This window comes from Fredinandcohnia onubensis (genome assembly GCF_002734215.1).
In the GTDB taxonomy this organism is placed as follows: domain Bacteria; phylum Bacillota; class Bacilli; order Bacillales; family Bacillaceae_L; genus Ferdinandcohnia; species Ferdinandcohnia onubensis.
Map to the genome: position 1 here is coordinate 129,079 of NZ_NSEB01000011.1, position 19,492 is coordinate 148,570.

Below are 19,492 nucleotides of genomic sequence, written 5' to 3' on the forward strand. Positions count from 1 at the left end.
TAAATAAAAGCCAGCGCTAAAACTAGACATTTCAAAAAGAGGGAACACATAATGTGTTCCCTGTTATCTTTTTACTTCTTCACTTGGCTCATTACTTCTTCAGCGAAGTTATCTTGGCGCTTCTCGATACCTTCTCCAACTTCGTAACGAACAAAGCTCTTCACTGTAGCACCTTTAGACTCGACAAACTTACGAACTTTTTGATCTGGGTCTTTAACAAAGCTTTGGTCAAGAAGACATACGTCTTCGAAAAACTTACCAAGACGTCCTTCTACCATTTTAGCTACGATATTTTCAGGCTTGCCTTCATTTAATGCTTGTTGTGTTAACACTTCACGCTCACGCTCAACTTCTTCAGCAGAAACTTGATCACGTGTTACATATTTAGGATTTACAGCAGCAATGTGCATTGCAACATCCTTTGCAACATCGCTATCTGAAGTACCACCAAGAACAGTTAGAACACCGATACGTCCACCCATGTGAAGGTATGCACCAAATGCATCACCGTCTTCTTTTGTTACAACTTCAAAACGACGAAGTGATAGCTTTTCACCAATTTTTGCGATTGCAGCATTTACATGCTCAGCAACAGATGTACCATTGTCCATCTGTTGTTCTAATGCTTCTTCAACGTTAGCTGGCTTTTTCGCTAATAGATGAGCAGCTAATTCTTTTACTAAAGTTTGGAAACCTTCATTTTTTGCAACGAAGTCTGTTTCAGCGTTAACTTCTAAGATAACTGCTTCATTACCTTGAACTTCAATAGAAGTTAAACCTTCCGCAGCGATGCGATCGCCTTTTTTAGCAGCTTTCGCAATACCTTTTTCGCGAAGGTAATCAATTGCTTTTTCCATATCACCATCAGTTTCTGTAAGAGCCTTCTTACAGTCCATCATTCCTGCTCCTGTTTTTTCACGGAGCTCTTTTACCATTTGTGCAGTAACTGCCATTATGTTTTCCTCCTTATTTAACACTATGTACTATTTCATTTTTACGATTTAATATCGTGTAGACAATCTGTTTCTATTATGACTTATTTCGCAAAAATATATAATTCTTAAAAAAGGTGATAAAAGGCATAACCCTCTTATCACCTTTCGCTCATTAAGCAGATGTTTCTTCACCTTGTTTAGCTTCTAGGATAGCGTCTGCCATTTTTCCTGTTAAAAGCTTAACTGCGCGAATTGCATCATCGTTTGCAGGGATTACATAATCAATTTCATCTGGATCACAGTTAGTATCAACGATACCAACGATTGGGATGTTTAATTTATGTGCTTCTGCAACAGCAATACGCTCTTTACGAGGGTCGATGATGAATAAAGCATCTGGTAATCGCTTCATATCTTTAATTCCGCCTAAGAATTTCTCAAGACGTTCTAATTCTTTCTTAAGACCTACAACTTCTTTCTTAGGTAAAACGTCAAAAGTACCGTCTTCTTGCATTCTTTCGATGTCTTTAAGACGCTTGATACGCTTTTGAATTGTTTCAAAGTTTGTTAATGTACCACCTAACCAACGTTGGTTAACAAAGTACATTCCAGAACGTTCAGCTTCTTCTTTTACAGAATCTTGAGCTTGCTTTTTTGTACCAACAAAAAGCATAGTTCCACCATTTCCAGCTAATTCCTTAACGAAATTATAAGCTTCTTCTACCTTCTTAACTGTTTTTTGAAGGTCGATGATGTAGATTCCGTTACGCTCTGTAAAGATGTAACGCTTCATTTTTGGGTTCCAACGGCGAGTTTGGTGACCGAAGTGAACACCAGCTTCAAGCAATTGCTTCATAGAAATTACTGACATGAATAAATCCTCCTAATGGTTTTTTGTCCTCCGTTCATATCATCTTTAAGCAAAACTGTTTGAACAGCACCAATGCTTAAATCTACGAACGTGTGTGATAACACCAAAAATTAATATATCATAATAAAATCTTTCAATCAAGAAAAATTAGTTGTTTTGACGAAATTTGTGTAAAAGTTCAATTTCAGTTTGACCTTTATTTAATTTTTTTGCAATATCTTCATATGTGAGTCCTAATTTGATGAGATGGTCAATGTCTTTGACAATCACATCTTCATTACTTTCAGTATCCCCTGTTTTTTTTTGTGTGGATTCTATTTCTGATATAGTAATTTGTTCGGTTTCGTTTTGTTTTGCATAAGCAGGTAGAAGATCTTGAATATCCTCAGTTGTTAAATCCGGTTCTATTATTTGTATCGATTCTTTATTTTCTCCATCTAGTTCAGAGATATCAATATTTCCTCTTTTTGCTGACTTGTTCGGAGTTTGTTGAACTTGTTGAATTCTATTTAAAAACACTTCATTGTCTTCTTTGATTTCCATTACATATGAAGTGATTACATTTTCAAATTCTTTGAGTAACCGTTCTTGTTTGATTTCAATTTCTTTTAGTTGTGTCATTTTCAAATATAAAAGAATAATTAAAAAAAAAGCTAATGCAAGCAATGCAAAGCAGGTTATAAATAAAATGGTTGTCATTCAAATTTCCCTCTATCCCACGAAATCAATAAAATTACCCTTGTATGGATGTTGTTCTTTTTCTTCTTGTTCAGGGTTCTGAGTCTTATGTGGCGGTTGTTTTGAAAATGTATTTGATGATGAATCCTTATGTAGTTGTGCATTTTCTGGATTATTGTTCTCGTTTACAATGGTACGGTTCCTTTTCTCTATTTTTTCGCTTTCTGCAGAAATGTGATCTTGCATGTGCTGGCCACGCATCATCAGTTGTTCATGAATTTTTCCCGCATCTTGTGTCCTTGGGATTGCAACTTGTAATTCAACTAATTTTAGACTCAATTGATTCACTTCTTCCGTTTCCTAATTTTAAGAAATGCATTGATTGAAATCTTCTTTTTGTTGTACTTTCACGTTTGATTAAGTAATCTAATGGATGTGTTTTTGTAATATATCCTTCAGTTTAAAAAGTGCTTTTGAGTGAATTTGAGATATTCTAGATGTCGATAAGCCCATTACCTGTCCAATTTCAGTTAATGTTAGTTCTTCCTTATAAAATAAACTAATAATTAGCTGCTCTTTTTCATTCAATTGTTGGATAACATTGATAAGTTGATTGATTACTTCTTTTTTTACGACATGTTCTTCTGGCGTTAAAGTTGCATGATCCTTAATTGAGAATGCTGATTTTTCACTGCCCTCGTCATCATGTTGGTAATCGTCCATAGAAAGAACATTGGCAAAAAAGCCTTCATTAATCGTTTGATAAACTTCATCCTCGCTCATTCCGACTTCTGCTGCTATTTCAGGAATTGAGGCATTTCTCATTAAATTTTGTTCTAGCTTTTCAACGGCAGTTTCAACTTTCTTTGTTTTTTCTCTTGTACTCCTAGGTAACCAATCTTCCTTTCTAAGCCCGTCAAGTATTGCGCCTCTAATTCGAAAGGATGCATATGTATCAAATTTCAAATCACGAGAGGGATCGAATTTTTCCAGTGCATCATATAAACCAATCATCCCAAGACTTTTTAAATCATCTTTATTTACACTCTTCGGAAGTGTCACAGAGATTCGTTGTACATGATATGAAACGAGCGGCATATATTTTCTGACAAGGGCATCCCCTGCATCTGTGTCTCGTGAGTCGGTCCATTTCTGCCAATATTCTTGATGATCTGTAGATGATAATCTGGACATTCTACTCCTCCTTTTCTTTTATTGTGAATGTATTATATTTTCACCTTCTATATTTCCTTAATTCCTTGATTGACAGTCCGGATTTTGAGGATGGCAGTTTCAGGGTCAAATTCAATGGTTCGTCCATTATTCCCACCAATATCTGATGCAATCATCGTGATGTTAAAGCGTTTTAGCTCTGCTTTTACCGCCTCAACGTTACGAGGACCAATCCGCATAATATCACTAGTAGATTGAAATTGGAACATTTGAGCACCGCCGGCGATTTTGGCTTTCAAACTCTTGTCTCTACCGCCGATTTCTATGATTTTCTTTATAAGCTCCTCAATTGCAGTATCGGCATATTTCGCAATATTCATGTTCCCAGCTTTTGTTGAAGCAGAACTTGGTAGCATGATATGGGCAAGTCCTGCAACCTTTTTTGGTTGATCATAAATGACTACACCTACACAGGAACCTAATCCAGATGTTCGGATTAAGTTTGGTGCAGTTATGACATTCATATCTGCTATCCCAACCTTTATAATCTGATTAAGTTCATTCATGTGTTTGAACTCCTAATGCAGTAAATATTTTTCCAAAAGAATCGGGATCTGGCAACAATAGAAAATGCCCATTAATATTATTGTGTTCATGTTTTTCAGTTTCACTAATAGCCGTTTCGATCACGATTGCATAATCACTTATTTGTGAAAGTTCGATTAAACCATATCCTATGATTGCACCAACCATATCAATCGAAAAACCTGGAACAGAAGGATATAAATTTAATTGGGTAAAATCAGATAACGATGTAAGATAAGAGCCGAACAAGATATTTCCGACTTCTTGTAAAGCAGATATCCCCATGTCACTCTGTTTACTTTCAAATGAGAAGTTCTCGTCGCCTAAGAGATCTTGGATTAGTTTTGTAGCTTGTGGGAGCTGTAAAATAAAAAACATATTTCCCGTTATATCCCCCTCAATTCGAAAAAAAATACCCGCAACAACATTTTCAGCCCCTCCAGCAAAATCCATCATTTCATCAAAAGAAACAATTTTTACATTCGGTACCTGCATATCAATTTTTCGATTTAAAAGCTTTGAAAGAGCAGTAGCAGAATGCCCCACTCCGATATTTCCAATCTCTTTTAAAATATCTAAATGAGTAGAATTAATACATTGAAAAAATGACATACTCTTTTCCCTTACTCTTTTCCCTTACGAATATCGGGGGTAAGAACCTTTTCTAAATTTAATAGGATCAGTAATCTTTTATCGAGCTTAGCTACACCTTCTAAGTACTCGACCTCTACACTCCCAACAATCTCAGGAGGTGGTTCAATTGAATCAACTGGGATATCCATTACATCATTAGCCGTATCCACAATTAATCCTACTTCAACATCATCTGTCGCAACTATAATAATTCTTGTGCTATCCAGATACTCAGTTTCATCCATACCAAAACGGGTTCTTAAATCAATAATCGGAGTAACAACTCCTCTTAAATTAATCACACCTTTTACAAATGGCTCTGTTCTAGGAACCCGAGTTATATGTTGCAGTTTTTCAATTGAACGTACCTGTGAAACTGGGATTGCATATTCTTCATCCTCGAGTGAAAAGACAATGACCTTTAACACAACAGCTTGTACAGACATACTTATCCTCCTTAACTTGCTATAATCCATACATTTCTATTTGATTAAAGCATTACAATCAATTACGAGGGCAACTTGCCCATCACCTAGTATTGTTGCCCCTGAAATTGCAAACACATTTGTTAAATAGTTTCCTAGTGATTTTAATACAATCTCTTGTTGTCCGACGAAGGAATCAACGATGAGGCCGGCTGATCTATCGCCTTTTTTCACAATTAGAATAGAAAAGTCTTCATCATCTTCAGTAATTGTTGGAACCTCAAAAATATCTATCAAGTTTACCAATGGGACGACTTTACCTCTATAATCAATTACCATTTGATTGTGCGCAAAAAGAATCTCGCTTTTCTTAATGATGGCTGTTTCAATAATAGAAGAAAGTGGGATTGCGTACTTTTCATTCTGAATCGTAACGAGCATTACAGAGATGATCGATAAAGTGAGCGGTAACTGTATAGAAAAAGTTGAACCTTTGCTCATTTCAGAATGAATCGTGATTGACCCGCCTAATGACTCTATCGTATTCTTCACAACATCTAGCCCAACTCCGCGACCTGAGACGTCTGAAATTTGTTCAGCTGTTGAAAACCCAGAAGAAAAAATAAAATCAAATACTTGACTATCTGTTAGAGACTCTACCGTTTTTTCCTCAATCAGTCCTTTGTTAACAGCCTTTTTGATAATTTTTTCCCTACTAATTCCTGCACCATCGTCTTCTATTTCGATAAATACATGATTTCCGCTATGGTAAGCACGTAAAATGACCGTACCTTCTTCTGGTTTTCCATTTTGCAATCTAATTTCTGGTGTTTCTATGCCATGGTCTAGTGCATTTCGTAATAGATGCACAAGTGGATCACCAATTTCATCAATTACAGTTCGATCTAATTCTGTTTCTGCGCCAATAATTTGAAGATTAATTTTCTTATGTAAATCCTTCGCTAATTGACGAACCATACGAGGAAAGCGGTTAAAGACAGTCTCGACCGGAACCATTCTCATTGTCAGGATAATATTTTGTAAATCTCCAGATATTCTTGACATTCTCTCAACAGTTTCATTTAACTCTGAATGTTTTAAATCATGAGAAATCTGTTCTAAACGCCCTCTATCGATGACTAATTCCTCAAATAGGTTCATCAGAGTATCAAGTTTTTCAATATTTACTCGGATTGTTTTTTGATTTCCACCATGCTTGCTGTTCGATTTTGAAGAACGATTTTCCTTTTTATCGGTTATTTGTTTCTCTTGGGGAGCAAGAGCTGGAGCAACTTCAGCCTGTGCCTGTATTTGTTCTTGTACTTGAGTCTTATTTGAATTAATTTGAAAGTCGTAAACAATTACCTTGTTTATTTCAGATACTTTGGTGATTTGTTTTTCAATATTTTCGGGTGTTTCCATTGAAACGACCGTTACACGAAATTCACTATCAAATTGTTCTTCCTCAAGCTGGCCGACTGATGGAAATGACTTGATGATTTCACCGAGTTGTTCAAGAACCTCAAATACCATGAAAACTCGAGCAGCTTTTAATAAACAATCTTCACGAAGTTGAATCGATATTTCATAACAATTAAAACCTTGTTCTTTTGATTGTTGGATAACCGTCAGTTCAAAATCATCATAATTAGTTATATATGGGGCAGGTTCATCCACATTATTTTGATCAACTGAACCAGTAGCTTCTTCTGCCGTTGTTTTATCTCCGCTCTCTACTTTTTTAAGTAATAAAACGACATCTGTAACATCCTTTTTTCCATCACCACCATCAGCAATAGAAAAGATCATATCCTCTAAATAATCAACTGACTTAAAAACAACATCCAAAAGAGATGGGGTTACTTTAATTTTCGAATTACGAATGCCATCTAGAACATTTTCCATCTGATGCGTAAGACTCGCTAGATCTTCATATCCCATCGTAGCGGACATCCCCTTTAATGTATGGGCAGAACGGAAAATTTCGTTGACAATTGCAATGTTTTCAGGCTCTTTCTCTAATTTCAGTAAGTTTTCATTACATGCCTGGAGATGCTCTTTACTTTCTTCAATAAATACCTCTAAATATTGATCCATATCCATTTATCAACACCCCTTTACTTATGAAAGGCTAAGTACGGTCCTTGCTATATCCTCTAAATTTTCAACTCTATCAACTAAATTTGTTTCAATAGCTGCCTTTGGCATACCAAAAACGATTGAAGTGTCCTTCGATTCTGCTATCGAAACAACTCTTCCAGTCTGTTTTAGTTTTTTTAATCCACTTGAACCGTCCGTTCCCATTCCTGTCATGATGATAGAAATTGTTTGAATCCCCTTCATTTCACTAATTGATTCAAATAGGACATCAACAGATGGTCTGTGTCCATTCCGTATTTCACTGTCATCGAGATTGACAGCGAGCATTGTGCCAGTCTTTTTTATTTTCATATGATAACCCCCAGGGGCAATATAAGCTGTACCGGCCTTTAACATTTCCCCATCTTCAGCTTCTTTAACGGTAATATTACATAAACCATTGAGCCTGTTGGCTAAAGATTTAGTAAAACCCGCTGGCATGTGCTGAACAATTACAATTGGTGCTGGATAATTTTTCGGAAACTCTGGGAGGACCTGTTGCAAAGCCCGAGGTCCCCCTGTTGAAGTACCCATGCAAACAATTTTAGTCATACTATTAGTTGGTTCTAGGTCTATTTTACTATAATCTACTATTCTATTATTAGAAATTTCTTGTATTTTTATTGGACTTTTTAGTAAGGTTACGTTTATTTTTCCAGCATTAAGTACTTTTGTTACTATTTCATTTTTTATCAGGTGAAGATCAATAGAAATAGGTCCTGATGGTTTTTGAATAAAATCAACAGCCCCATTTTGCATCGCAAGTAATGTTTTGTCTGTTCCTTCTTTTGTTGTACTTGAAAGCATTACAACTGGACGGGGATGTTCATTCATGATCCGTTGTAATGCTTCAATTCCGTTCATTTCAGGCATTTCAACATCCAACGTTACAACATCCGGATTGTGTTTTTCAATTTTGTTCAGGGCATCGATTCCGTTTCTCGCAGTTCCAATAACGTTAATTCTTGAATCTTCCTGAAGGAAATCTGAAATAAGCTTCCTCATAAATGCTGAATCGTCTACAATAAGAACATTTATTTTTGTCATCGCTAAACTCCTATCTACCACGTACGAAAAAACGCTGTAACTTTGATATAAAGGACGTATGTTGATTTTTCTCCTGATTTTTTTCACTACCAAGATAACTTTTGCAAATATCAAGTAAATTTTTGCTGATTACTGCTTTAGGGGCATATAGTAAGAATGGCTCTTGGTGACTAACTGCCTTTTGGACAGTTTTGTCATCGAGCAATACACCTAGTAGTTTGATCTCTTTTATTAAAAATTGCAGAACAGCCTGTTTTAATCTTTTCAAGGTTTGCATTCCTTCAGACTCATTATCAGCCCGGTTCACAATCAAATACATAGGAATCGATTGGTCAAATAAACAAATATATTTAATGACTGAGTATGCATCTGTAATAGAGGTTGGCTCAGGTGTTGTAATGACAAATATCTCATCCATTGCCATAAGAAATTTAACACTTTCCTCGGACATACCAGCGCCCATATCAAAAATAATGTAGTCATAATCATGTAGTACGGATTGTAATTGGTCAATTAAATACTGCGATTTGCTTTCATCCAGCTTGAAAAGCGAAGATAAGCCATTACCACCCGCAATATAATCAATGCCATCTGGACCTTTGATTAACAGATCTGTGATAGATAGTTTTTTTTCAAATAAGTCCACAATCGTATGGTGGGCTGTTATTCCCATTAAAATATCAATATTCCCCATTCCAATATCCATATCAAACAACAAAGCCTTCTTGCCAAATTGTGATAGGGCAATGGAAAAATTCAATGAGAAATTGGATTTACCAACTCCACCTTTTCCACTGATTACAGCTATTGTCTTCGGTTGGTCTTGTTCGTTATTCATCGATCCTAGCTTGTTACGAAGAGCTGTAGCTTGGTCTATCATGATTCATCGACTCCAAGGATAGTATTAGTGATAAGAGCTGGTGTAGCCACGACAATATCATCTGGCACATTTTGACCATTCGTTAAATATGCGACACCGATACCAGAATCAGCAATTAAATTGACCATCGCTCCGTAGTTTGCCGTTTCATCCACTTTTGTAAATATGAATTTGGAAATTGCAATTTTAGAAAACTGTTCATAAATCACTTTCATGTCACTCATTTTGGATGTTAGTGAAAGCACTAAAAATGTTTCCATATCATTTGAAAAATGGATTAAATCATTCAAATCGTCAATATATTTTTCATTTCGGAAGTTCCTGCCTGCAGTATCAATGAATATAACATCATAATCCTTATAGGCTTCCTTTGCTTTTTTAAAATCATCAAAAGAATAACAAACCTCAACAGGAGCACTAAGAATTTTTGCATATGTTTTTAGTTGCTCAATTGCAGCGATTCGAAATGTATCCGTTGTAATAAAGGCAATTTTCTTTTTGTCCTTCAACATGCTGTCCGCTGCAATTTTAGCAATGGTCGTAGTTTTTCCAACACCTGTTGGACCAACCACATTAATATATTTTTTTTGAAAGGTTAAGCCACCGTATTCAACTCCGGAAATGACGGAAGCCATACATTCCTTTGTCCATTTCTTGACTTCTTCAAATGATGCTTTTTCTGATTTCATGTACCACTTTTCCATTAAAGTAGTCATCATTTCTTTTCGAATGGATGGATTAATTTCTTGATCGACCAGCAATTGATTTATTTCCTGTAAAGGTGCTGGATAAGGACTACTATCAACAGATAATTCTTTTATTGCAGCTCTTAGTTCTTTCATTTCTTTTACAAGTTCAGGTGTCGACTCTGACGATTCTTTTGCTTGTTGTGTATTTACAGGTTTGGGAACCTCTTGTTTAATTGAAATTGGTTCAGATTTTATATCGATAACCGCTGGTTTTTTATTTTTTTCTTTCGGTTGCATTGTTTGATTCTTAGGGACTTCAGAATCAATAGCTGCTATCACTTCAAAATTCTTTTTTCGAAAAAGGCCGAAAAATCCTTTCGTTTGAACAACCTTAGAATTTAAGATCACCGCATCACTACCTAATTCAGCACGAATCATTTTCATTGCTTCTGGCATAGTAGTAGCTATATATTTTTTTACTTTCAATCTATATTCACCACCCCAACACTTTGAACTTCAACATTCGCCTCAAGCTCATTATAGGAGAGTACAGGAACTTGCGGAAAATATCGTTCAATTAATTGTCTTACATACATTCTGACCGCTGGAGAACATAGTAAAATCGGAGTTTGCTCTTGTATACTAACACTTTCGATTTGTTTCGCTATCGCTTCAATGATGGATTGGGACACATTTGGATCAATTGACAGATAGTTTCCATGTTCCGTTTGTTGAACACCATCTGCGACAAACTTTTCAACTCTACCTGATAATGTTACAACCTTCATTGTTTGACCTTGGACAATGTATTGATTGGTTATTTGTCTCGCAAGCGATTGTCTCACGTATTCAGTTAATAAATCTGTATCAGTTGTCATTCGTCCAAAATCTGCGAGTGTTTCAAAAATGATAGGCAGATTTCGAATGGACACATTTTCTTTAAGTAATTTAGCTAAAACTTTTTGAACATCTCCTACCGCTAGTGGGTTTGGCGTAACCTCATCTACTAATATTGGATATGATTCTTTTAGATGGTCAATTAGTTGCTTTGTTTCTTGTCTACCCAGTAATTCATGGGCATTCCTTCGGATAACTTCAGTGATATGTGTTGACACTACAGAAGGAGGGTCAACGACCGTATATCCTAGCATTTCTGCCTGATCTTTCATATCCTCAGATATCCATTTTGCAGGCAATCCAAAAGAGGGCTCGATGGTATCGATTCCTTCAATCGAATCATCCTCATAACCTGGGCTCATTGCTAAGAAGTGATCTAGTAAAAGTTCCCCTCTTGCCATTTCACTACCTTTAATTTTCAAGCGATATTCATTTGGTTGTAATTGAATATTATCCCTAATTCTAACAACTGGGATGACTAACCCCAACTCAATCGCCAATTGTCTTCGGATCATCACGATTCTATCCAGTATATCTCCACCTTGGTTTGTATCAGCCAATGGTATCAATCCATAACCGAACTCAAACTCAATGGGGTCAACATTTAACAGGCTCACGACGCTTTCTGGACTTTTTAAATCCTCTACTTGTACTTCTTCTTCAGTGTCAGGCTCTAATTGAGTCTCCTGATCCTTACTTTTAGAAATCATATAGGCACCAATAGCTAAAAAACTTGAGATAGAAATTGTTAAAAAATCATGGATTGGAGTAAACAAACCTAAAAGGAAAATCGTCCCTGCAGTCACATATAGCATCTTTGGATAAGCAAATAATTGCTTTGTAATATCTGTTCCTAAATTACCTTCAGACGCAGCACGAGTAACCACAATTCCTGTTGCTGTTGAAATTAATAGAGCAGGAATCTGGCTGACAATTCCGTCCCCTACAGTTAAAAGGGTGAATTTAGAAAGCGCCTCTTGGAAACCCAAACCATGCTGTGTCATTCCGATGATAAATCCAAAAATTAAGTTGATAAGAACAATAATAATCCCTGCTATTGCATCCCCTTTTACAAACTTACTTGCCCCGTCCATTGCCCCGTAAAAATCGGCTTCTCTACTTACTTTATCACGGCGCTCACGGGCCTCAGTGTCAGAAATCATACCAGCATTTAAATCAGCATCGATACTCATTTGTTTTCCTGGCATTGCGTCTAATGTAAAACGCGCAGCAACCTCAGAAACACGTTCAGAACCTTTTGTAATAACAACAAATTGAATAATAACAAGGATTAAAAAGACAACAAATCCAACAACCACATTCCCACCAACAACAAAGGTACCAAAGGTGTGCACAACCCCACCGGCATCCCCTGTAGCGAGAATAGATCTAGTTGTCGAAACGTTTAACCCTAATCTAAATAAGGTTAATAGAAGTAATAAAGAAGGGAAGATTGAAAATTGAAGTGGTTCCTGCATATTCATTGAAGTTAAAAGAACTAACAATGCAAGAGAAATATTAACAATAATTAAAATGCTTAGCATCCAAGATGGAAATGGAATAATAAGCATCGCAACTATTAAAATGACACTTAATAAAACTGATAAATCTCTTGCTCGCATTGTTTTCTCTCCTTTAAGTCAAAAAACACATAAGTTGATGAGGAATTTGTAATAATCTCTTAAATTTTGTTTAAATCTTTTCTTTCAAGCGGTATACATAAGCAAGAATTTCGGCTACCGCTTTAAAATACTCTTCTGGTATGGCATCCCCAATATTTGTCCCGGCATAGAGGGCTCTTGCAAGAGGACGGTTTTCGATGGTCGTGATTTCATGCTCTTTTGCAATTTCCTTAATTCGCCCAGCAACAAAATCTACACCCTTTGCAACTATAAAGGGAGCATCCATTTTGGATTCATCATATTTTAAAGCAATTGCATAATGAGTTGGATTTGTAATAATGACATCTGCTTTTGGCACCTCTTGCATCATTCGACTCATTGCCATTTCACGTTGCTTTTGCTTTATTTTTGATTTAATTAGGGGGTCTCCTTCCGTCTTCTTATATTCATCTTTAATATCCTGCTTAGACATCCTTATGTTTTTTTCATAATCATAACGTTGATAAAGATAGTCTAAGAACGATAAGAATAAAAGTGCCCCACCCGCAAATAACCCCATCTGAACTGTAAGTTTGGCAAGAACAATCAGTGCTGCTCCAACGGTTTTCTGTGACAAAGACAAAATATCTTCCAAGCGGAACCAAAGAATCGAAATCGTAACGCCACCTACGATAACAATTTTTAAAATTGATTTAAGCATCTCAACAAGCGCACGTATCGAATAAATTCGTTTAAATCCTTGAATCGGATCAAGCTTATTTAACTTCATTTGAATCGCTTCTGTTGAAAATAAAAAACCAACCTGCATCAGGTTCGATGCAATTCCAACGATAAGGGCAACTATCATAATCGGTGCTAATATAATTGCTGCCTCTAGAGATAGTTCAATAAAAATTTCTTGAACACTTTGTTCAGTCGGTGTAATCAATAAATAATGACTAAATGAATGACTAATAAAAGTTAATATACGATCTAAAATGAAACCACCAAAAACAAGCAGTGTAAAAAAGATCGAAATCAGCAGGAGGGCGGTGTTAATATCTGCACTTTTTGCAACTTGCCCCTTTTTTCTAGTTTCTTGACGTTTTTTAGGAGTGGCTTTTTCTGTTTTTTCACCTGCAAAAAATTGCAGGTCAAGACGAACAAAATACATCTAGCTTCCTCCTAATAGTTCCATTAAACCTCGCATCGTAAATAACATATTGTCGACCAGGTTTCCTATGAGCATAAAAATCATCGTCATCGCGATAAATAATACAACAAAACTAACCCCGATTTTTAAGGGAAGACCTACAACAAATACATTTAATTGTGGGACTGTTCTTGCCACTATACCTAGAGCAATATCTACTAAAAACAATGCACCAACGACTGGCATTGACATTTGAAATGCAATGATAAACATTGTACCGAAGGCTTTTAGAACAAATTCCACTATATTTTCATCACCAAATGGCAGAGTTTGTTGTTCCATTGGAATAAATTCATAGCTATAAAAAATTCCGTCCAACAATAAATGATGACCATTAATAGCCAATAAAAAGAGTAGTGCAAACGTATATAAATATTGTCCCATCAATGGACTTTGCGCCCCCGTCTGCGGATCAATAACATTGGCGATGGCAAACCCCATCTGAAAATCTATAAAGCCTCCCGCAATTTGAATTGCAGCGAAAATCATATAAGCTGTTAACCCAATTAGGAGACCTACCATAGCCTCTTTAAGAATTAACATGATAAAAAAGCCATCAATCTGGAGAATCGGTTTTTCCATAGATAGGAACATAATCCATGAAATAAAGAAAGCAATTCCGATTCGATGTGATGCCGGTAATGTCCGATATGAAAACAATGGCATCGTTACAAAAAAACTCGTTACCCTTACTAGTACAAGTAAAAAGGCAGGAAAATAGGTATATACCTCAGTCATTTTTTTTACCCTACAAATCTTGTTAAATTACTAAAAATATCATGCGTATATGCGAGCATCCTTGACAGCATCCACGGTCCAAAAAATACCAACCCGACTAGAACGGCAATAATTTTGGGGATAAATGCCAGCGTTTGCTCCTGAATTTGGGTTGTCGCCTGGAACACACTAACTATCAACCCAACAACTAATGCCACTAATAATAGTGGACCACAAATCATTAAAGTCGTATATACACCTTTTTCTGCTAATGAAATAACTGCTTCAGGACTCAAACTGTTCACCTACTCTTAGAAGGTCTGTAATAAGGATTTAACAATTAAATACCATCCGTCCACAAGGACAAATAATAATATTTTAAACGGCAAAGAAATCATTACTGGCGGAAGCATCATCATCCCCATGGACATAAGGATACTTGCAACAACCATATCGATTACAAGGAATGGAATAAAAATCATAAAACCAATTTGGAACGCTGTTTTAAGCTCACTAATCGCAAAAGCTGGTACCAAAGCAGTCAAAGGAATATCCTCTATTGTTTCCGGCCTATCGGCTCCTGAGTAATTTAAAAATAACTCCAAATCCTTCTGCCGGGTATGTACGCTCATAAATTCCTTGAACGGTAAAGAGGCACGATTATAGGCTTCCTCTAAATTAATTTCCTCATTAAACAAAGGGGTTAAGGCTTGTTCATTGACCTCACTTAATGTCGGAGCCATCACAAAAAAGGTTAAAAATAATGCCAGTCCGATCAAGACCTGATTTGGAGGCATTTGTTGTGTCCCAAGTGAAGTTCGAACAAATGACAACACAACAATTATCCTTGTAAAACTCGTCATTAAGATCAAAATACTAGGACCTAGTGAAAGAACAGTCAAAAGAAGTAGAAGTTTAACTGATGTCGATACATTTTCGGGGGCACTAGTATTAAAAAATTCCATAAATTCATTCATTCTTTACTAGACTCCTTATTTTCAAGTTGCTCGACAATTTTCTTTCTCCCTTGTTTTAATTCTGATAATTGCTTTTGTAACATGGAGGAAAAATGAGTTTGGTCTCCAGCTTTGACTTCTTTTCTTTTTTGAATCATCCGGTTAAGAATATCTCTAGGCTGAATCATGGAATCCAATGATGCATTATGCTGTTCCAAAATTTCATTCATTTCATCCGTGTCTTTGATTTCCTTGAGAAGTTGAACGGTATCTCCAACCCCCACTACTAAAATCCTCTCCCCAACCTTCACAATTTGAATGGATCGGTTTGTTCCTAAACTGGTCCCACCTAGATTTTCAATGAACCTATGCTGATTAAACATGCGATTTCTTTTATTGACAAACTTTAATAATAGGTAAATGAGTGCAATGACAAATAGCGTTGTAAAGATCATTTTAATAAAATCGCCTGCTGTTAGTTCATTGGCAGGTTCTGCGGTTTGAATAACGTCCGTTTCCTGCTCTTTATCTACTTGTTTTTCTTGATTTCCAAGTGCATCACTTACACTTTTATCAATGTGACCATCTTCAGCTTGTACAGGAAAAGTGACAAGCAAGGCATGAAAGAAGATAAGTGCAAGAATAACTTTTTTAATATATTTCAATTTTGTTGCCACTCTCCTGAATAAATAGAATTACAAAGCTCGACTTAGGTGTTATATTATTCGGTAAGTTATTGTTAACTTAGTGTTTTGCTGATAGCTTCAATCACACGGTCTGCTTGAAATGGCTTTACAATAAAATCCTTCGCACCCGCTTGGATGGCATCAATAACCATGGCTTGTTGGCCCATAGCTGAACACATAATAACTTTTGCATTTGGATTAATTTTTTTAATTTCTTTTAATGCTGTAATTCCATCCATTTCTGGCATCGTAATATCCATTGTTACGAGGTCAGGTTGAGTTTCTTTATACTTTTCAACAGCTTGTGCTCCATCGGCTGCTTCTGCTACAACTTCGTATCCATTTTTAGTTAGGATGTCCTTAATCATCATTCTCATAAATGCTGCATCATCTACAATAAGAATTCTGTGTGCCATTAGAATAGCCCCCTACTTTTTAATTCAATTTTTTTAATCGATCACTTTGGCTAATAATATCGGTGATCCTAACACCAAAGTTCTCTTCAATAACAACTACTTCACCTTGTGCGATAAGTTTCCCGTTTACTAAAACATCTACCGGCTCTCCCGCAAGCTTGTCCAACTCAATTATGGAACCCGCAGACAATTCAAGAATTTCTTTAATCGAACGTTTGGTTCTACCTAATTCGACCGTAACCTGAAGTGGAATATCGAGTAACATATTTAGGTTTCTAGATTCAGCTTCTTGTAAATGGATCGATTCAAATTCTGAGAACACCGCAGGTTGAATTTCGGGTTGTTTCACCTGGAATCCTCCTAGATGCTGCGGGCCACTATTTGAAACTGGCTGATTATATTCAGGTTGTTGAACATGCTGAGTCGGTTGATAGGATGTATTCTGTACATCATGGTGATCAGTATTATGTTGATTCTGCATTAACATCTCATCGTCAACATGGGAAGACGATCGTTCCATTGTTGGGGCTGCCACTTCTGCCTGTGGGGAGAGAAGCTCTCCAACAAGGTCTTTTCCAAATTGAACTGGCACGAGTTGCATGATTGTGGAATCAATAAGTTCACCAATTTTTAATCGAAATGATATCTTCACTAAAATATCATCAAGCGGAAGATTTTCTACACCGTTGCTATGGCTCATGTCAAGCATGTCAATGCTAGGTGGAGAAATATCAATTTTCTTGCTAAAGACAGTTGACATTGAAGTTGCGGCAGAACCCATCATTTGATTCATCGCTTCTTGTACAGCACTTAATTGAAGTTCTCCTAAGTGTGTTGGTGCTGCAAGACCGTTCCCACCAAGCATCAAATCAGCAATGATGGATGCATCACTTTGTTTAATGACTAACAGATTTGTTCCTGTAAAACCTGCTGTATAGTTTACATAGACCGTTACACATGGGTGAGGAAACTCATCTGCAAGTTGAGAACTCTGAATAAGCGTTACATTTGGGGTAGTAATTTCAACCTTTTGGTTAAGTAATGTAGAAAGAGCTGTTGCCGAACTCCCAAAAGATATGTTCCCAATTTCCCCGAGTGCGTCCTGTTCAATTAAAGATAAAAAATCCTCGATAAGGGGTCTATTATTGTCTGCTACCGGTTCTTCGTTGTCTAAGTCTGCTGTACCTCTAAGTAATGCATCAATTTCATCTTGAGATAGCATATTACCATTATTCATCTTCACTGCCCCCCTCTTTTATTTCCTTTAGGATTTGAATGGCTTGTTTCTTATTTACCTTACCAACCTGCGCATAAAATTTCGGGATACCTTCAATTTTTACATCAATTGGCTGTTCAATCATTTTGTCAAGCTGGATTGTATCGCCAACGTCTAATAATAAAAACTCCTGAATGGCAATATTGGCTGTACCTAATTCTGCAACAATTGGTAATTTTGTGTCCTTAAGATTGTTTTTAATAGTGGCCAGTTCCTCTGTATTCCGTTCTTTTCTAGGAGCCGTTTGCATCCAGTAGTGTGCCGAAAGTTTAGGAATAATTGGCTCAAGAATCACATGGGGAATACAAATATTAATCATCCCACTTGTCTCACCAATTTGAGTATTTAGCGAGATAACAACAACCGTTTCATTTGGAGAGACCATTTGAAGGAACTGTGGATTCACTTCAAAATCAGTTAAAATTGGGTCAACTTCAACTAAATTAGCCCATGCTTCCCTGGCTTGATCAAATGCTTTTTCGAACATATTACTCATAATTTTTGTTTCTATTTCAGTTAAACTCTCAATCTTATTTATTCCTGTTCCTCTACCTCCAAGTACTCGATCGAGCATGGCATAGGCAATATTAGGGTTGACTTCTAATAAAACTCGCCCTTCGAGTGGAGGCATTTCGAACACATTTAGAATGGTCATTTTGGGAATCGAACGTATAAATTCTTCATATGGCACTTGATCAGCTGTTCCTACTGTGATTTGTACATACGTTCGAAGCTGAGCTGAAAAATAGGTTGTTAATAATCGTGCGAAATTTTCATGTATTCGGGTGATACTTCGAATCTGATCCTTCGAGAATCGAAGCGCCCTCTTAAAATCATATACTCTAACTCGACGCTCACTTTCTTCTTTCTTTAGTTCTTCCGGATTCATTTCACCGGTTGACAAGGCTGAAAGCAAAGCATCTATTTCACTTTGCGATAATATTTCACCAGGCAAGGTTCCACCTCCGCTCATTACGTCATTTAATTAAATTGGTTACTGCGGAAGAAAGGATGTCGCATAGACATTAACGACAGTACCATCTTGCATTAATTTATTTATTCGGTCCTTTAATCTATTTTCAAGATTCACAATTCCTTCTTCACCTTTAAATTCTTCAGAAGTCATATTGGAAAGTTCCTTAATAATGATGTTGCTTACTTGGAATTCTCGTTTCTCCAATTCTTCTTTGCCTTTTTTACCATCTGTTTGAATGTTAAAGGATATACGGATATAATCATCACTTAATAGTTTTGTTGTAATTTCTGGAATTTCCACAGTCGCTTTAAGTACCTGATCAATCGATGGTTCCTTTTCACCTTCACCCGCTGTCACCTTCGTTAAAATGACAAATGCAGTGGTACCAACTAATGTGATCGTACTTAAAATGATGACCATTACCACAAGAAGCTTATTTTTCATAGCACCCTATCCTCCCCAAGCATTAACGAAGGCCAAGTACATTTATTTTTTGATAAAATTCATGAACCTTCACATGTAAATCCTCTTCTGTTTCTTTTACAACAAATTTTTTACCATTTGTTAAGGTAATGGTTGTATCAGGAAAGGATTCAACCTGTTCAATATATAATGCATTTAATGTAAACTTTTTATCATTTAATTTCGTTAAAGTAATCACTTTTTGTCGGGGTTTTAGTGTTGACTAAAACCCCTTAC

Annotated in this window: 23 protein-coding genes; all 23 read right to left on the minus strand. The window is 36.3% G+C overall.

Features of this window, described 5'->3' with window-relative positions:
- Positions 1–71: 71 nt before the first annotated feature.
- A complete protein-coding gene (tsf, locus tag CKK03_RS12985; protein ID WP_099362990.1) occupies positions 72–953 on the minus strand; it encodes a translation elongation factor Ts in 882 nt (293 codons plus the stop codon).
- Positions 954–1,107: 154 nt separating this feature from the next.
- On the minus strand, positions 1,108–1,806 hold the full coding sequence (gene rpsB, locus CKK03_RS12990) for a 30S ribosomal protein S2 (RefSeq protein ID WP_099362991.1): 699 nt from the start codon (positions 1,804–1,806) through the stop codon (positions 1,108–1,110).
- A 147-nt stretch (positions 1,807–1,953) separates the two neighbouring features.
- On the minus strand, positions 1,954–2,505 hold the full coding sequence (locus tag CKK03_RS12995) for a hypothetical protein (protein WP_099362992.1): 552 nt from the start codon (positions 2,503–2,505) through the stop codon (positions 1,954–1,956).
- Positions 2,506–2,517: 12 nt separating this feature from the next.
- On the minus strand, positions 2,518–2,823 hold the full coding sequence (locus CKK03_RS13000) for a hypothetical protein (protein ID WP_142354021.1): 306 nt from the start codon (positions 2,821–2,823) through the stop codon (positions 2,518–2,520).
- Between the two features lie 87 nt (positions 2,824–2,910).
- The gene (locus CKK03_RS13005; protein WP_099362994.1) at positions 2,911–3,678 is read right to left on the minus strand and encodes a FliA/WhiG family RNA polymerase sigma factor; all 768 of its coding nucleotides are present in this window, start codon (positions 3,676–3,678) and stop codon (positions 2,911–2,913) included.
- Between the two features lie 47 nt (positions 3,679–3,725).
- Positions 3,726–4,223, minus strand: a complete 498-nt coding sequence (locus tag CKK03_RS13010) for a chemotaxis protein CheD (protein ID WP_099362995.1) — start codon at positions 4,221–4,223, stop codon at positions 3,726–3,728.
- Positions 4,216–4,854 (minus strand): chemotaxis protein CheC, encoded by a 639-nt coding sequence (locus tag CKK03_RS13015; protein WP_099362996.1) that lies wholly within the window; start codon positions 4,852–4,854, stop codon positions 4,216–4,218. The genes CKK03_RS13010 and CKK03_RS13015 overlap by 8 nt, the downstream gene beginning before the upstream one ends.
- 11 nt (positions 4,855–4,865) lie before the next feature.
- Complete coding sequence (locus CKK03_RS13020; RefSeq protein WP_099362997.1) at positions 4,866–5,321, minus strand: chemotaxis protein CheW; 456 nt, start codon at positions 5,319–5,321, stop codon at positions 4,866–4,868.
- A 36-nt stretch (positions 5,322–5,357) separates the two neighbouring features.
- A complete protein-coding gene (locus CKK03_RS13025; RefSeq protein WP_099362998.1) occupies positions 5,358–7,403 on the minus strand; it encodes a chemotaxis protein CheA in 2,046 nt (681 codons plus the stop codon).
- Positions 7,404–7,421: 18 nt separating this feature from the next.
- The gene (locus CKK03_RS13030) at positions 7,422–8,486 is read right to left on the minus strand and encodes a protein-glutamate methylesterase/protein-glutamine glutaminase (RefSeq protein ID WP_099362999.1); all 1,065 of its coding nucleotides are present in this window, start codon (positions 8,484–8,486) and stop codon (positions 7,422–7,424) included.
- Positions 8,487–8,496: 10 nt separating this feature from the next.
- Entirely contained in the window at positions 8,497–9,366 is an 870-nt protein-coding gene (locus tag CKK03_RS13035; protein ID WP_099363000.1) for a MinD/ParA family protein, read from the minus strand.
- Positions 9,363–10,541 carry a flagellar biosynthesis GTPase FlhF gene (flhF, locus tag CKK03_RS13040; RefSeq protein ID WP_099363001.1) on the minus strand — a complete coding sequence of 393 codons (1,179 nt, stop codon included), beginning with the start codon at positions 10,539–10,541 and terminating at the stop codon, positions 9,363–9,365. The genes CKK03_RS13035 and flhF overlap by 4 nt, the downstream gene beginning before the upstream one ends.
- Entirely contained in the window at positions 10,538–12,574 is a 2,037-nt protein-coding gene (gene flhA, locus CKK03_RS13045) for a flagellar biosynthesis protein FlhA (RefSeq protein ID WP_099363002.1), read from the minus strand. The genes flhF and flhA overlap by 4 nt, the downstream gene beginning before the upstream one ends.
- Before the next feature lie 70 nt (positions 12,575–12,644).
- A complete protein-coding gene (flhB, locus tag CKK03_RS13050; protein ID WP_099363003.1) occupies positions 12,645–13,727 on the minus strand; it encodes a flagellar biosynthesis protein FlhB in 1,083 nt (360 codons plus the stop codon).
- Entirely contained in the window at positions 13,728–14,504 is a 777-nt protein-coding gene (gene fliR, locus CKK03_RS13055; RefSeq protein ID WP_099363004.1) for a flagellar biosynthetic protein FliR, read from the minus strand. It abuts the gene before it with no gap.
- 5 nt (positions 14,505–14,509) lie between these two features.
- Entirely contained in the window at positions 14,510–14,779 is a 270-nt protein-coding gene (gene fliQ, locus CKK03_RS13060) for a flagellar biosynthesis protein FliQ (protein ID WP_099363005.1), read from the minus strand.
- Between the two features lie 15 nt (positions 14,780–14,794).
- Entirely contained in the window at positions 14,795–15,460 is a 666-nt protein-coding gene (fliP, locus tag CKK03_RS13065; RefSeq protein ID WP_099352431.1) for a flagellar type III secretion system pore protein FliP, read from the minus strand.
- Positions 15,457–16,104 (minus strand): flagellar biosynthetic protein FliO, encoded by a 648-nt coding sequence (gene fliO / locus CKK03_RS13070; protein ID WP_099363006.1) that lies wholly within the window; start codon positions 16,102–16,104, stop codon positions 15,457–15,459. Before fliO ends, fliP begins: the two co-directional genes overlap by 4 nt.
- A 74-nt stretch (positions 16,105–16,178) precedes the next feature.
- Complete coding sequence (cheY, locus tag CKK03_RS13075) at positions 16,179–16,541, minus strand: chemotaxis protein CheY (protein ID WP_099352429.1); 363 nt, start codon at positions 16,539–16,541, stop codon at positions 16,179–16,181.
- Positions 16,542–16,560: 19 nt separating this feature from the next.
- Entirely contained in the window at positions 16,561–17,778 is a 1,218-nt protein-coding gene (fliY, locus tag CKK03_RS13080) for a flagellar motor switch phosphatase FliY (RefSeq protein WP_099363007.1), read from the minus strand.
- Entirely contained in the window at positions 17,771–18,772 is a 1,002-nt protein-coding gene (gene fliM / locus CKK03_RS13085) for a flagellar motor switch protein FliM (RefSeq protein ID WP_099363008.1), read from the minus strand. The genes fliY and fliM overlap by 8 nt, the downstream gene beginning before the upstream one ends.
- Before the next feature lie 39 nt (positions 18,773–18,811).
- Entirely contained in the window at positions 18,812–19,237 is a 426-nt protein-coding gene (gene fliL / locus CKK03_RS13090) for a flagellar basal body-associated protein FliL (protein WP_099363009.1), read from the minus strand.
- A gap of 22 nt (positions 19,238–19,259) precedes the next feature.
- On the minus strand, positions 19,260–19,454 hold the full coding sequence (locus tag CKK03_RS13095; protein WP_099363010.1) for a flagellar FlbD family protein: 195 nt from the start codon (positions 19,452–19,454) through the stop codon (positions 19,260–19,262).
- Positions 19,455–19,492 lie beyond the last annotated feature (38 nt).

Excerpts from the sequence above, each read along its gene's own strand:
- tsf (WP_099362990.1), bottom strand. The coding sequence starts at position 953 with ATGGCAGTTACTGCACAAATGGTAAAAGAGCTCCGTGAAAAAACAGGA.
- rpsB (WP_099362991.1), bottom strand. The coding sequence starts at position 1,806 with ATGTCAGTAATTTCTATGAAGCAATTGCTTGAAGCTGGTGTTCACTTC.
- CKK03_RS12995 (WP_099362992.1), bottom strand. The coding sequence starts at position 2,505 with ATGACAACCATTTTATTTATAACCTGCTTTGCATTGCTTGCATTAGCT.
- CKK03_RS13005 (WP_099362994.1), bottom strand. The coding sequence starts at position 3,678 with ATGTCCAGATTATCATCTACAGATCATCAAGAATATTGGCAGAAATGG.
- CKK03_RS13010 (WP_099362995.1), bottom strand. The coding sequence starts at position 4,223 with ATGAATGAACTTAATCAGATTATAAAGGTTGGGATAGCAGATATGAAT.
- CKK03_RS13015 (WP_099362996.1), bottom strand. The coding sequence starts at position 4,854 with ATGTCATTTTTTCAATGTATTAATTCTACTCATTTAGATATTTTAAAA.
- CKK03_RS13020 (WP_099362997.1), bottom strand. The coding sequence starts at position 5,321 with ATGTCTGTACAAGCTGTTGTGTTAAAGGTCATTGTCTTTTCACTCGAG.
- CKK03_RS13025 (WP_099362998.1), bottom strand. The coding sequence starts at position 7,403 with ATGGATATGGATCAATATTTAGAGGTATTTATTGAAGAAAGTAAAGAG.
- CKK03_RS13030 (WP_099362999.1), bottom strand. The coding sequence starts at position 8,486 with ATGACAAAAATAAATGTTCTTATTGTAGACGATTCAGCATTTATGAGG.
- CKK03_RS13035 (WP_099363000.1), bottom strand. The coding sequence starts at position 9,366 with ATGATAGACCAAGCTACAGCTCTTCGTAACAAGCTAGGATCGATGAAT.
- flhA (WP_099363002.1), bottom strand. The coding sequence starts at position 12,574 with ATGCGAGCAAGAGATTTATCAGTTTTATTAAGTGTCATTTTAATAGTT.
- flhB (WP_099363003.1), bottom strand. The coding sequence starts at position 13,727 with ATGTATTTTGTTCGTCTTGACCTGCAATTTTTTGCAGGTGAAAAAACA.
- fliR (WP_099363004.1), bottom strand. The coding sequence starts at position 14,504 with ATGACTGAGGTATATACCTATTTTCCTGCCTTTTTACTTGTACTAGTA.
- fliP (WP_099352431.1), bottom strand. The coding sequence starts at position 15,460 with ATGAATGAATTTATGGAATTTTTTAATACTAGTGCCCCCGAAAATGTA.
- cheY (WP_099352429.1), bottom strand. The coding sequence starts at position 16,541 with ATGGCACACAGAATTCTTATTGTAGATGATGCAGCATTTATGAGAATG.
- fliY (WP_099363007.1), bottom strand. The coding sequence starts at position 17,778 with ATGAATAATGGTAATATGCTATCTCAAGATGAAATTGATGCATTACTT.
- fliL (WP_099363009.1), bottom strand. The coding sequence starts at position 19,237 with ATGAAAAATAAGCTTCTTGTGGTAATGGTCATCATTTTAAGTACGATC.